Below are 15432 nucleotides of genomic sequence, written 5' to 3' on the forward strand. Positions count from 1 at the left end.
CGGCTCGGGGGCTCGGAGATGTGTAAAAGCGACAGGACCACCCGCGACTGGTGGGCCCGCATGCCCCTGCTCTACGCCTTGTGCGACTACCAGGAAGCCACCCAGGACGCACGCGTTGTTCCCTTTCTGACGCGATACTTCCAATACCAACTGGCCGAGCTCGACCAACGTCCGCTGAAAGAATGGGCCAGCGCCCGCGCCGCCGACAACGTCGACGTGATCTTCTGGCTCTACAACCGCACCGGCGATGCCTTTCTGCTGACACTGGCCGGCAAGATCAAAGCACAAGCCTATAATTATACCGACATCTTTTCACAGAACACATTCCTCACGGACTTTCACAGCGACTTCTTCCCCAAGCACGGGGTAAACGTAGCACAGGCCTATAAATACGGACCGGTCTTTTACCAGCAAACACACGCCGCCAAAGACAAAGATGCTTTCCTGAAAGGCATCAAAAACCTGCAGCCCTACCATACCCACATTACAGGCATGAACTCGTGCACCGAGTTTCTTGCCGGCAACGCTTCTATACAAGGCGTAGAGCTTTGCAGCACGGCCGAGCGCATGTTCTGCGACGAAATCGCGCTGCGCATTTTGGGCGATGCCGCCATTGGCGACGAGCTGGAAAAGATCGCGTTCAACCAGCTACCGGCAGGCATCAGTCCGGACTTCCGTCAACACCAGTACTACACGCTGCCCAACCAGGTGCAAAGCAAAGATGCCCCCAACGGCTTTGGTCAGGATTACGCCAACGGCGTCGTACCCGGCCCCTATTCGGGTTACCCCTGTTGCCGCTTCAACCTGCACATGGCATGGCCCAAATATACCCAGCACTGCTGGATGGCGACTCCCGATAATGGCCTGGCCGCCGCTGTCTACGCGCCCAGCCGTGTACAGGCAAAGGTGGCAAAAGGTATACCGGTGACAATTACCGAAGACACCGCATATCCCTTCGAAGAGCAAATACGGTTTACCATTGCAATCGACCGTGCCACGTCCTTCCCGCTGCAGTTGCGTATACCAGCCTGGTGTGCTAAGCCGGTCGTAAAAGTTAATGGTAAAGAGCAAAAGGGTGTAACGCCCGGAACGTATTATACCATCACCAGAACCTGGAAGAACAACGACAAGGTTGTGCTCGACCTGGCGATGACGTTGCAGACGTCAACCTGGGTTAACCACTCCGTCGGTATTGAACACGGTCCGTTGGTCTACACCTTACAGATGGAGGAGCAGTGGAAGCGTAAGAAAGAGCACACCTTTGACGGTATTGATTTTAGCGAGTACGAAGTGTTGCCGGCAAATGACTGGAACTATGGTCTGGTGATCGACCCGCAGTCGCCTGCCAAAAGCATCACGCTGGAGCGTACCGCCATGCCGGAGAATCCATTCCGCCCGGAGACCACGCCGGTGCGGTTAAAAGTAAAAGCGCGGAAAGTAGCGGATTGGGGACTGGCCGCCAATGGCGTACACGCTGCTGAGCCACCGCTCAACGCTCGACCTACGGGACCGGAAGAAACCATCACCCTGGTGCCCTTCGGCGCCCAGCGTATCCGTGTCACCTATTTTCCGTTGATCGGTCCAACGGTGAAGCCGGAGCAACAAACCTTCACTGACCCATTTACGGCCGACGGTAAAAACCCGTGGGTCAATTTCGGCGGTGGCTGGCAACAAGCCGGTGGTAAATACTTCTCGGAGTCTTATAATCTCGACGGCGCCAAATCGGTCGTCTCTACTACAAATTTCGACAACCTTACCCTGGATGCCACCGTCACAATCCTGAACGATGCGACCGAAGGCGGTGTGTTATTCCGGGCATCCTCCCCGGCCGTGGGCGTCGATGCCTATAAGGGCTACTATGCGGCAATCAGTACAAAAGGCAGCTTGATTCTGGGCAAGTCCAACAATGCCTGGCAGTCGTTGAAAGAAATTCCGGCCACCATCACAAAAAACAAAGCCTATCACCTCCGCGTCGTTGCCGAAGGCAATCGCATCCAGGTATACCTGGACGATATGACCACACCACAGATCACGGTGTCCGACGCTACGTATGCCTCCGGCGCCATCGGCCTGCGGCAATACAGCGGCACCGACACGAGCGACCCATCCGGCAAGACTGTTATCTATGAGAAAGTATCGGCGCAGCGTGCCGGCCAATGATCTATACCTTGTTTGCGTTGCGTGACCCTATTGGTCACGCAGCGCATCGACAGGGTTACCTGACGCCGCCCGGATCGATTCGAAGCTGATGGTCAACACGGCGATGAGCAGCGCCACCCCTCCGGCCAGCGCAAACAACGTCACATCCGGCGAAACTTTATAGGCAAAGCCATCGAGCCATAAATTGATGCCGTACAACGATAGCGGCACAGCCAATACAAACGCAATCAGCACCAGCCGTACAAACTCGCCCGACATCATCACCACTATCTGCCGCACGCTGGCGCCCAGCACCTTGCGCACGCCAATCTCGCGGAAGCGCTTCTCGGCCATAAACCCCGACAAGCCATACAACCCCAGACAGGATATGACCATCGCGATAACAGTAAAAGTATTGATGACGCCGGCGACACGCTTATCGTCGGTATATTGTTTTTGAATATTCTCGTCGAGGAAGCTATACTCAAATGGCGCATCGGTAATGACCGTCTTCCAGGCGCTTTCAAACGCGGCCAGCGACTGGTCAATGTTACCGCCCTTTACTTCGGCAATAAGAAAATCAAGTTCGCCCTCAGACTGAACGCGCAGGAGAATAGGATATATCTTTTCCCGCAAGCTGATCTGATGGTAGTCTTTCATGACACCGATCACCTCGAACTTATATTGCTCCCCCTGCCAATCAAAATAGAGCAAATTGCCGACGATCGACTCGCTGGTGAGGCCCAGTTGCCGTACCGCTTCTTCGTTTACGATCACCCTGCGCCAGGATTCTTCATCCCGTGTAGACGCAAAGTTATGGCCGGCCACGAGCGGTATACCCATTACCTGGAGATAATTGGGTTCCACCCAGCTGTTGTGCACCAATACAGCCTTCTCCATACTACTCCCCGCCGGATACAGTCCAAAGTCGGAAAAGATGGGGCTGCCCGGGAGATACGTCGTACCGGTCACACCCGACACCGACGCCGTCTTCCCGATAGCCTCGCTCAGGGGCGCGTACTGTTGTTTCCCACTGTCAGTGCGCAACGGTAAGACGATCTTGTGCGTCGTATCGATGCCCAGGTCTTGTTCCTGCATAAAATTCAACTGGCGCGAGACGATGATCATGCCACACGCCAATGTTATAGCTATGACGAATTGAGACACCACCAGCGTTCGGCGTAGCAGGCTCCCTCCCGTGGGCAGCGCCGCACGGCCCTTGAGAATACCCGCCGGCTGGAAGGAAGACAAATAAAACGCCGGGTAGCTCCCCGCGACCAAACCGGTAACAATTGTAATCGCCAGCAGGCAAAGCGCCGTCAATCCAAGACCAGACGTTTCCAGGTGAATCTCCTTGCCGGTAAGTTGATTAAAGACCGGCAACACCAGTGGCACCAACATGCAACTAATGATCATGGCAATCGCGACGATCAACAACGTCTCGCTCAGGAACTGTCGGATCAGCAATCCACGCGGCGCACCAAGCGATTTCCGCAACCCTACTTCAATTGCACGTTGTGCCGCCTTGGCCGTCGAGAGATTCATAAAGTTGATACAGGCGATCAACAAGATAAAAGCCGCAATAGACCCCACCACGTACAAGTAACGAATGCGGGGTGTCTTATCGGTCGAAGAGTACAGGTATATATCCTCCAGCGGCTCCAGGCCCAGGTTCTTTTGCACACCCAATTGCTTCAGGTCTGACGCGCCATGCTGCTGAAAAGCTGTATTCATCTTGGCAATCACATCGGGCAGCGAATAGCCCGGCCGCAGCTTGACATACGCGTTCATAAAATTCTGCCCGGCCCATTCATCGGCCACATCTTCCCTGCGTACATACTCCCCCCAACCGTCGCTTGTCATAGAGGCGAAGAAGTTTATCCGCAGGTGACTGTTCGCCGGTGGCTGCATCACCCCCGTCACGGTGAAATCCACCGCCGGACCGCCCTGATTGATGTTCAATACTTTACCAAGGGCAGATTCATTACCAAACAGCTTGTGGGCCATGGTCTCACTAATGACCACGCTGTTGGGGTGTGCCAATGCTTTCGCAGGATTGCCTTCCAGAAAAGGAAACGTCAGCACCGACATAATGGTCGAGTCGGCCAGGTAACCGTCAGGCTCGTAGAACATTTTATCCTCATACCGCACCAGGTTGAGCGTAACGTTGGGCGGGCTTACGATCCGTGCCACCGTCTCAAACTCCGGCACTTCGTCTTTTATACCCCAGGCAATGGGCGGCGATGTACGCGGATAAGGTTTAAAATCGCTCAGGTTTGAGCTCGACGTGATACGAAATACGCGTTCACCGTCGCGGTGATAAGTATCGTAACGCAGTTCATCCTGCACATACAATACCAACAACAGGCAGCAGGCCACACCAACGGACAAGCCCACGATGTTGATCAGCGAAAAGACCTTATTGCGCCGCAGGTTGCGTAGCGCCACGACAATGAAGTTACGGAGCATGGGTTAAACTTTAGGGTACGATAAAACAAATACCGCACGTTTCCCCCATGGTTACAGAAGCAACATAATTTATTTGAATTTACCTGGTTCAAGTCTTCCGACCGAAGGGAGGGCGACTTGGACCTGTTCCAATGGCAGTCTTCAGACTGTCGAGGAAGCTCGACCGATGTAGATCTAATGACCACTGGTTACGGCGTGTCGCATGCCAGGCATCAAGCGCAGGCAATGGTGCTAAAGCGCATAAGCATCCACATTAAACCCTTCAGTCTCGCAATCGGTCGCACCACTTTTACAAAATAACAATGCCGGTCGGTCTTTATTTCGAAAACAACAATACACAATCTGTTTATTGGCAATCCTGAAAAATGCAGTAGTGTTGACGTAGTACCGGCGTAGTGTTGTGCAGGCTACTTTTTTCTTTTCGGTCGCAGCAAGAAACATCTTTGATGCGATAGCGGGCAGTGACGCAATATACCTTAATTCTCCGGTATAATCGTACAGCATTGCTTCCTGAAAAATTCTTAAACAACTACGCGTATGAGACACTTTTATCGGATTCTATTTTTACTGCTGGCCGCCGGTGGGTCGCCAGCTTTTGCGCAGACCCTCGTGTGGTCGGACGAATTTTCGCAGCCCCGGCTTGACGCCGAAAAATGGACCTACGAAGTAGGTGGCACGGGCTTTGGCAACGGCGAGCTACAGTATTATACTTCAGGCGAGTCGAACGTCTTTGTCGGTTCCAAAACCAATGCCGCCGACACAGGCTACCTGGTGATCGAAGCCCGCCGCGAGAACTACGGCGTTCCCCCGGACAACCGTCAATTTACTTCCGGGCGCATTGTCACCTCGGGAAAATTTAACGTCAGGTACGGCACCATCCAGGCCCGCATTAAACTGCCCAACTTGCAGAACGGCCTGTGGCCCGCCTTCTGGATGCTGGGTGCCAACTATCCAACCGATGGCTGGCCACGCTCCGGGGAGATCGACATTCTCGAAGCCGGTTTTCAAACCGACTGGCAGACCAACGTCGCCAACCACAAGAGTCACTCGACGGTACACTGGTTCCAGGACAACTTCCAGGAGATCGACCCCAATGCGCCGGGCAATGGCTGGTGGGGCAATGCCTCCGCCACCGGCAGCAACACCATCGCCGGTAACTTCTACGACGACTTCCACGTCTTCAAAATAACGTGGACGCCGACACAAATTCTCGGCTACGTCGACAACGTACAGTTCTATACCTTCAACATTCCTGCCGGCGATCCCAACTTCACCGAGTTCACCACGAATCCCTATTATGTAATTCTAAACCTCGCGGTCGGCGGCAGTAACTTTGTGGGCATCACCAACCCTGCACAAATCACCGCGCCGATGCCGGCGCAAATGATCGTCGACTATGTGCGCGTATACGCGAATGCCAACACCCAAACATTCCAGGCCAAGAACCTGCCACGGCAAACCGGCACGTTTGGTGTCTTCACCGAAACGACACCGGTAACAGCCTCGCTTGGTGCCAGCCCGACGATCGATGTCTGGAGCAACCTGACCGCTGCACCTACTACACCACAGGAAGGATCAGCCGTGCTGTCATTTACCGCCAACCCGGGCAACTGGTTTGGTCTGGGCATCCCTACAGGCGCGACAAACGTCAAGAACATGCAGAACTTTATTGACGGTACATTGCGCTTCCAGATGAAGACCACATCGTCGTGGCCCATGTCGATCGGTGTGATCAGCACCGCCAACGGCAACGCCCAGGCGAGCACACAAAGCAAGACCGTACGCCTCGACCCGGCCGGTGCAACGCAGTATGGTTTAGTACGCGACGGTCAGTGGCATGAAGTGGTAATCCCGATCAGTGCCTTTGGCAACGTCGAGTTCCGTTCCATCAACACCATGTTTTACCTCGTGGGCGATGCACCTTCGTCGGCTGTCACGTTTGCCGTCGACAACATCTATTGGCAGGACGGCACCAAGGTCACTCCGCAAAACGGCAACTATATACTGTACAGCGACACGCAAACCGGCGTAGACCGTTTTGACCTCGGCACCGATGGGAACTTCTTTGTATGGGAGAATACATTGACCCCGCTGGCCACGACACCTTCGGAAGGCAGCAGCGTATTGTCGTTCACCCACAACAACAAAGGCTGGTTTGGCGCGGCCTTTACACCGAACAACGTACACAACCTCACGGCATACAAAAACACATCGGCCCGGCTGGTGCTGTCGTTGAAAACGTCGGATACCACCACACCCTTTTACCTGGGCATGAAGAGCGGTACCCGCGACGGCGAAGGCCAGAAGTGGATTGCGTTTGAACCCGGACAAACACCGTATGGATTCGTACGCAACGGCACCTGGCAAACGATCCAAATTCCACTGAGCCAATTATATGAATCGGTCAACCTGATGGAAGTAACGCAGCTGTTGCAGATCCTGGGCACAGGCAACATTGCAAATATCGCGCTGGACAACATTTATATCACGGGAGGCGGCACAGCCGAACCCGACAACGGCGGCAGCAATGTAGCCCCTGTCGCAAATGCCGGTGCCGACAAAACCATTACGCTTCCCACGAACAGCACCACATTCAACGGCAGCGGTACTGACAGCGACGGTACCATCAGCAGCTATGCCTGGACACGCGTCAGCGGTCCCAACACACCCACACTGGGCGGCACCGCCACAGCCACCTTATCGGTGAGCGGTCTGGTCGCCGGTACCTATGTATTCCGCCTGACCGTAACCGACAACGGTGCACTCACGGCCGGCGACGACGTTACGCTTACCGTAAACCCCGCCGCGACCGTCAACCTGGCGTTGTTGAAGCCCGTCACCGTATCGTCTATCGAAGCCGTTGGCACGCCCGGCAGCGCGGCCGTGGATGGTGTGGCGACAAGCCGCTGGAGCAGCGTATTTAGCGACCCGCAGTGGCTTTATGTAGACCTGGGCGCCACATACTCCATCTCACAAGTGAAGATCACCTGGGAGGCAGCCTATGGCCGCGACTACGTTGTTGAAGTATCGCCGAATGCATCTACCTGGTCGCCGCTCCGCACAGTGACGGGCAATACCGCCCTGGTCAACGACCTGACGGGATTGTCGGGCTCAGGCCGCTATGTACGCGTCTATGGCACCACCCGCGGCACGCCCTACGGCTACTCCATCTATGAGCTGGAAGTTTACGGCACGGCCGCCGGTGCCCGCACGGCCGCACCGGAAAGCATCACCCCGGTGCTGGCCGAAGAAGACCCGGTTTTCTTTTATCCCAACCCGGCCCACGACGTCCTGCGCATCGAAGGCCTGGCCGACGGCACAGAGGTCGGCTTCCTGTCAACGACAGGGGCGCGTCAGTATACACAGCGTGTGGAAAACCAGGCGGTGAGCATTGGCCACCTGCCCGCCGGAATCTATGTGGTACGCTACCGCCGTGGCGCCCAAAACGTGCAGAAGAAATTGATTAAATTATAGTCTCCCCGACCGTTGCAGCCGGAGGCGTGCGTATCGTGCGTCTCCGGCTTCTTTTTTTACACCGGCCGCAAATCCAGCTCATTCCCTCCCCCGCGCAACAGGCCGTTCTTCGTGGAGAAAATAATCGAAATGCTGCGTATTTTCAATACGACAACCGACCACGTTATGGACCACTTTGTATTTCCGGCTACGCACCGGAAGCTCGTCTGCTTTATTCTTGCCGTATGGCTGCCGGCGATGATCCCGGCCTTCGCCCAGACACCGCCCGAAGGAATTCCCTACATTCGTCACTACAGCCGCCAGGACTACGGCTCGTCGCCGTTTAATTGGAGCATAGTGCAAGACCGTCGGGGCGTCGTGTACGTGGCGAACAACTATAACCTGTTGCAGTTTGACGGCAACACCTGGCGCAGCACGCCGCTCCCCAATCGCACCGTGGTCCGCTCACTCGCGCTCGACAAAAATGGCACGGTATATTACGGTGGTCAGGCCGACTTCGGATACCTGCAACCCGACGCACACGGCGAGCCGACCTTTGTATCACTTCGGTCGCGCATCAAACCCACCGAACAAGCCTTTGCCGACGTCTGGAAAATACTGGTCACCGAACACGGCGTCGTATTCTGTACAACCGCCGGACTCTATACCTGGCAACATGACTCCATCCGGTTCTTCCCGCTGGACCCGGAGGCCGCCGGGCTCACCTCCTACTTCTATGTAAGCCGCCGTCTCTTCGTCTGCCGGCAGCGCCAGGGAATTGCAGAGTTTAAGGATCAGGAACTTGTGACGGTGCCGCACAGCGAGGCCCTGGCACGCGATAACATCACGGGCATGCTCCCGGCCCCGGGCAATCGCATCCTGTTAGCGACCCAGCAACACGGATTATTCATGTACGACGGCTACAGCGGTTTTACGCCGTGGTCACCGGAAAGCATACCTTTCTTTCGGAATAACACTGTAGTATGCGCCGCGGCCGTAGCCGGCGGGTATATCCTCGGCTCATCCCACCACGGCATGCTGATGCTCAGCGACGATGGCACTCCACGACTACACCTGCACCGCGACAACGGCCTGCAGCACAACGGCATCGAGTATATATACCCCGACAACAATGGCAATGTATGGCTGGCCTTGCGCGATGGCATCGACTACGTCGAGATCAATTCTCCGTTTACACGCTTGTCGACGGCAAGCGGACTGGCGGGCGCCGGGTTTACTTCCTGGGTAGATGGCAACATCTTCTATGCCGGCACGAGCGAAGGGTTATACTATAAGCCCTGGACCCCGAACAACAATCCGCTAACGCCTTCCCCCTTCCGACTGGTAGAAGGGACTGCCGGTCAAACCTACAACTTGCAAAAGATCGGCAACACGCTGCTCCTGACACACAACAACGGCGTCTATACTGTGGACGGCCCTACGGCAAAACGTTGCGAAGGTCCCGCAGGAGCGTGGCTGGTGCAGCCGCTGGCGAAGCGGCCGGGGTATTTGCTCTGCGGTGCCTACGACGGCCTGCGCCTGTACCAGATGATCGGTGATCAGCCGACATTCCGGTGGAAGATCCGCGGGTTCGAAGAGTCGGCGCGCGTCATCGAACAAGACGCGGCGGGCAACCTTTGGGTGGCGCATGGCTACCTGGGGTTATACCGCATTACCCTGACCGACGACTTGCGCCAGGTACGCGATGTACAGTTCTACAACGCACGCAACGGCTTCCCGTCGAATGTCTTTATCAATGTTTTTCAAGTCAGCCACGAGCTTGTCTTTACCGGCCAACGAGGGATCTATTCGTACGACGCCGGCCGCGACACATTTGTACCCCATGCCGCGCTGGTGGAGGCCCTCGGCGCCGAGGGCCACACGCGAAAGCTGGTAGAAGATCGCGAAGGCAATATCTGGTTTGCCTCCGGCGACGACCTGGGCATCCTGCGCAAACGCAACGGCCAGCATTATGAAAGTACACGCACGATCTTCAATAAACTGCAGCGTCGTTTAGTCGGCGGCTTTGAGCATATTGCGCCGCATAGTGCCCGCCACGTGATCATCGGCACAGACGATGGCTTTGTGCACTTCGACCCGGGATTTGTTTTCGACACGGATCGTACGTTCACCACGTTGATCCGCAGCGTGGTCATTACCGCAGGCGGCGACTCCCTCCTATCGGGCGGTTCGTCCGCGGATGCGACGGCAGCTACATCAGGCGATACACCCACGCTGCCCTATGCGCGCAATGCACTTCGTTTTTCCTTCTCGGCAACGTCATATGAAGATCCCGAACATGTGCAGTATCAGTATAGACTAGAAGGATACGACGCACAATGGTCACCCTGGACGAAACACACCGCACAAGCATATACTGATCTGCCGGAGGGGCGTTACACCTTTCATGTGAAAAGCCAGGACCTATACCATCGTGCCGGGTCGGAAGCAGTCTACACTTTTAGTATTCTCCCTCCCTGGTATCGTTCTTATTGGGCATACGCCGGATACCTGGTCGTATCGGCGTTGCTGTTACAGTGGGGCTACCGCAGCGGGCAACGGGCACGGCAGAAAGCCATACGTCTACAAGAAGCCACGCATCAGGAAGCCGTGCTACGAGCAGAAAAAGAAGTCATCAAACTAAACCACGAAAAGCTGGAACATGCACTGGCGCATAAAAATCAGGAGCTCGCCTCATCCGCCATGCACATCGTGCACAGCTTCGAAACACTCCAAAAAGTAAAGAGCGATCTATACGCAGCGCTGGAAGCCGTGCAAGACCCCGAAGCGCGCAACCACCTAAAAAGAATCCTCCGCGCCATCGCCGGAGAACTAACAGTAGAAAACCGATGGGAGCAATTCGAGCATCACTTCAATCAAATTCACCAGGACTTCCTGGCGCGCCTGCGGCGCGAATACCCGGGATTGACGCACAACGACATTAAACTGATTTCTTACCTCAAGTTGAATTTGGCGACGAAAGAGATTGCACCGCTGTTAAATCTAACGGTGCGCGGCGTAGAAGCCAGCCGATACCGGATACGAAAGAAGATGAATCTGGATCCGCATGTAAACCTGACGGACTTTATTCTGCGATATTAGTCTGGAGACTGCCGGCAGTTCTGAAACTGCAGCCAGTCTCCAAACCGGCGTGTAGGGCCCGCGTACTTTATGCCATTTTAAAAATTACGCGTTCCATGAAGTATCCATTTTCATCATGTTTCAGCCTGAACTCTCCTATATAGCCTGACGGTTCGCCTTTGTAGATAAAGTCTACCCAAACTGTATTATCGTCCAACCATTCCATCTCTGGTTTGATGGTCAGATCGTTCAGCCAATCCAGCTTGGTAAGCCATTCCTTTCCTTCAAAGGAGCTGTCCGTAGGAATCTCGTGTATCAGGTAGTGATCTTGCCAAACTACATACAGGGTGTCCAGCCAATCGGAATAAGCATGAGTCGTTAGCTCTTGTACGTTTTTCAATTCACCATGCTGCAGATGTTTGAAATATTCCGTCAGGAATTCTTCCACTTCTTGTTTGCTGGGCTTTTCTTTCCAGATCTTCATCTTATTTTGTCCTGGTTTGGTAGTTTTATTGGTAAATATATTCGACTGAACGCAGTGAGTTTTAGAGTAATTCCAACTTTTTCTGTGACTGCCTGATTCTCGTCGATAATCAAACACTATGGCCGCCAGGGAGTACGTTGACGGTCAACCAATTGACAAATCCGGACTAGAATAACCGGTCCTCAAACGGCGAAGCCGGCAACCCCTCCCGATTAACAAGATTCGCCTTCGCGGGATTATCCCCCCACGCATACCGAATATATACTGGCTGCTCAACAAACTCACTCGAAACCACGACCTCATTATTAACAATCCTGGCCTCAGCCCACTTAAACACCTTATCCATCCCCGCCACAGCGAACTGCCCCGGCGCCTCGCCGTCACTCGTCGTCAATCCTGTACCCGTTTCACTAAACGAAAGAATAATCGATCGTCCCTCCGCCCGCGCCTGTTGAAATACAGGCCCCGAGCTCACAACCTGCCGATCATCATACACCAGCCTTCTCGCCGCCAACGCCAATCGCTCACCAATAGGCCTTTTATTACCAGGATGGATATCATTCCATTCCCCCAGATCGATCGTAACAACCATCGCCGTACGCGGCACGCGCAACGCCTGACGCTGTGCCTCCCGCAAAGAAGCCCATTGACTCTCCTCCGGCAGATAGTTCATTTCGTTAAAGTTGGGAAGCTGCACAAACAAAAATGGCAGATCGTCATGCCGCCATTGTCGCCGCCAGTCGGCAATCAATGCTGGAAGAAGCTTGCGATATTCCCCGGCATCACTGGTATTGCTCTCTCCCTGGTACCAAACTATCCCCTTGATAGCATACGATGTCAGCGGCGCAATCATCCCGTTAAACAACGCCGCCGGTTGAGAACGTGGCGGTATCGTTTCAGCAACGGGTTCGGGTACATGAAACACAACGTCAACCTTATACCGCCAGTAGCCAGTCAGATCGACCGTGTCATTCTCTACGATCAATCGATACGGCTTATCCGGCACAAAGCCGCCTTTGCCATGATAGTTCGTTACGCGTACAGTCAGTATATTTTTACCTGCCTTTAACACCCCCGCGGGCACCGAATAACGGCGCTGGGGATATTGATAACCCGTATGGCCAACGGCCACACCGTTAATATACACATCGTCGGCATCGACAATACGCCCGAGCGCCAAACGCGCCGCTTTCCCGGCAGCCGAAGCCGGCAACACGATCTCGCGGCGATAACGCACAATACCATCAAGATCCTGGACGCCTTGATCCTCCCAATATCCAGGCACATAAATCGCCCGCCAGTCCTTTGTCTTTGTCTCGTCCGGAGCCGTTACCGAAAATCCAGCCTCCGAACGAACAACACGCTCCCAGGCATCGTGACGCGCGCCTGCATCCCGGTTCATGCGATTGACATACGCACTATCTTTATTCTGTTGAAGCACAACCATTGTCTCCGGAAATGCGCGCAACCCTTCTTCGCTCGTCCACGTTTCGATCGGCGACCCTCCCACGCTGGCATGAATGATGCCGACCGGCACACGGTACTTCTCGTATAGCGCCCGCGCGAAGAAATAAGCCACCACCGAGAAGCCTTTTACATCGGATGGATTCGCGGACTTCCACCGGCCACCCGACAGCGTTTCACGAGGTCCCTGCAGAGTAGCCGCCACCGGCACCGTGAAGTTCCGAATCTGGGGATAGTTTGCCTGTGCAATCTCTTTCGCATAACGCTCCCGGTGCAACGCCAGAGAGTGCACCATATTGGATTGCCCTGCACAGAGCCATACGTCACCGGCCAGGATATTACGCAAAGTGATCGTATTGCTGCCTTGAATATCGAGCATATAGGGACCACCCGCCTGTAACGGCGCAACCCAAACCGCCCACGTACCATCCGCTTCCGCAGTCGCGTTGTATCGCCTCTTGTTCAGTACAACCTGTACACGCTCACCCGGCGACGCCCATCCCCAAATCTTTAACCTCGTATCGCGTTGCACCACCATGCTGTCGCGCACGATGGCGGGCAACCTTACCTGTGCCGATACCCACGTGTTGCTCAACAGACAGATTGCAAATACAACGATGATCCACCGCATCTTATTTGTATTGGTATAATGACAATTTCTGTATCCCATACTCGCCGACGGGAAAGCGCAGGTGCCGTCCCTGGTGGCTCTGATCGCCGTTCATCGTGCGACCGGGGTTCCAATGGCCTTCCCGATACCCGCCTTCCTCGATGCTAAGAATGCCGGTCCTGCCCTTGCTCGGCTGCGCCGACACAAAGCTTACGACAATACCGGTGCCGGCTACGATAAACTCATTGGGCGCCGTTTGAATAATCAGCCCCCCAGCCTGCGGCCAGTTCTCCTCCTTCGCGCCCGGTGACCATCCCAATGTATAGTCATGCTTTACAATAAAAGTATAGTTCCCAAACGTGAGCGTATCGGCATCCGAGCGTTTGTCGAGCAGCACGCCATCCAGTGTGGGTTTGCCCTGGTGCTGACAAAGCAGTGGCATCAACTGAGTGAGAACCTGGTAGCTCTTGCCAATCGGCTCATTTTCGGGTGTATCGGTCGACTCAATAGAGAACGGTGAAAAGCCAATAGCCTGGTAGTGGCCGAGCGCATAAAAAACCTTCGCCGACACAGACGGCTCGAACCGGATCTCGGGAATAAACAACGCATTATCCGGACGCGTGTATAGGTCGTTCCAATGGATAAAATCCGGATTATAGAAATCGGGGGACAACAAGTCGATCGCTGGCGTGGCCGCCTTCCAAATGTCGATGATGTGCGGCAGCGGACCTCCACTCGGATAACCACCCGGCTTTACGTTGGGCCGGTTCAGCGCGGCATTGACAAACATCGGCAACGGGTATACTTTCTTACCCTCCAGCGCTACCTGATTGGCAAAGAGGGCGAAATGCCAGGCGATAAACATTTCGTCTGTTGCCAGGCCCTTGCCAAATACCTCCTCCCAGGTGCCGGAAGTGCGGGAGCCGTTCTTTCTCCAGGCTTCCGCCAACGCCGGCGCCAGGCTCTTTTTGTGTTGTTGCAGGTATTGCATCAACGCCGTCGGTACAGGCTGGTGAAAGGCCTTCGTCGCCTGCGGATGATAATCACGGGCACTGGGCAGTATGCCGATCTCGTTCTCCACCTGGATCATGATGACGGTTTGGTATTTCTCATCGTGCTCACGAATGTGCTTCATCAGGGCGCGAAAGGCGTCCACATCGGCACGCAGGTTATCGGCACTAAACGGCGTAAGGATCTCCTGCGCCAGGCCCCGTTCGTCGTACGCACGCGGGTACGTCTTGTAATCTTTCTTGACCCACGCCGGCACATAGCACGACATACTGTTCTTCCAACTGCCAAACCACAGGAAGACGATCTTTATACTGTGTCGGCGTGCGCCGGCAAGCAAGCTATCGACGGTCGTGAAGTCAAACTTCCCCTGGACGGGCTCGATCAGCTCCCAATATACAGGCGCCAACACCGTGTTGCAGTGCATAGCCCGGAGCTTTTTCCAAATGGGGCGCATATAGTCGGCGCTCGACGCGCTGGAGTTACCGAGCTCACCACCGAGTACCAAAAAAGGTTTACCATTTACCATCAAGTGGCCTGCAGAGCCCTGACGCTGCAAAGACGGCAGCGACTGCGCCCCGGCGGTAACCGCGCCGGCAAGTACAACGAGCATGTAGTATATAAACAGGTGTTTCATCATAAGGAAGATACGTTAAAAAAAGTGAAGGAAGGTAACGACCTTCCTCCACACTAAATTCCAAAGGGGTAAGCGATAACGACTTCG

The 15432-nt window shown here is 54.8% G+C and carries 7 protein-coding genes; 3 read left to right on the top strand and 4 right to left on the bottom strand.

Annotated elements, in window-relative coordinates; translation table 11 throughout:
• On the top strand, positions 1-2160 hold a 2160-nt coding region (locus KK062_RS27845; RefSeq protein WP_254087667.1), incomplete at its 5' end, for a beta-L-arabinofuranosidase domain-containing protein.
• 27 nt (positions 2161-2187) lie between these two features.
• Here the strand turns inward: KK062_RS27845 and KK062_RS27850 are convergent.
• Positions 2188-4608 (bottom strand): ABC transporter permease, encoded by a 2421-nt coding sequence (locus KK062_RS27850; RefSeq protein ID WP_254087668.1) that lies wholly within the window; start codon positions 4606-4608, stop codon positions 2188-2190.
• Between the two features lie 537 nt (positions 4609-5145).
• On the opposite strand from KK062_RS27850, the gene KK062_RS27855 reads away from it, so the two are divergent.
• Positions 5146-8082: a PKD domain-containing protein gene (locus tag KK062_RS27855; protein WP_254087669.1), complete on the top strand. Its 2937-nt coding sequence runs from the start codon at positions 5146-5148 to the stop codon at positions 8080-8082.
• Positions 8083-8211: 129 nt separating this feature from the next.
• On the top strand, positions 8212-11163 hold the full coding sequence (locus KK062_RS27860) for a ligand-binding sensor domain-containing protein (protein WP_254087670.1): 2952 nt from the start codon (positions 8212-8214) through the stop codon (positions 11161-11163).
• A 67-nt stretch (positions 11164-11230) separates the two neighbouring features.
• Here the strand turns inward: KK062_RS27860 and KK062_RS27865 are convergent, their stop codons facing one another.
• The 3 genes from KK062_RS27865 to KK062_RS27875 form a co-directional block, all read right to left on the bottom strand.
• On the bottom strand, positions 11231-11626 hold the full coding sequence (locus KK062_RS27865) for a hypothetical protein (RefSeq protein WP_254087671.1): 396 nt from the start codon (positions 11624-11626) through the stop codon (positions 11231-11233).
• Positions 11627-11792: 166 nt separating this feature from the next.
• Complete coding sequence (locus tag KK062_RS27870; protein ID WP_254087672.1) at positions 11793-13721, bottom strand: sialate O-acetylesterase; 1929 nt, start codon at positions 13719-13721, stop codon at positions 11793-11795.
• Between the two features lies 1 nt (position 13722).
• The gene (locus tag KK062_RS27875; protein WP_254087673.1) at positions 13723-15348 is read right to left on the bottom strand and encodes a GH35 family beta-galactosidase; all 1626 of its coding nucleotides are present in this window, start codon (positions 15346-15348) and stop codon (positions 13723-13725) included.
• Between the last annotated feature and the right edge of the window lie 84 nt (positions 15349-15432).

The organism is Dawidia cretensis (assembly GCF_018598175.1).
GTDB classification, from domain to species: Bacteria; Bacteroidota; Bacteroidia; order Cytophagales; family Cyclobacteriaceae; genus Ohtaekwangia; species Ohtaekwangia cretensis.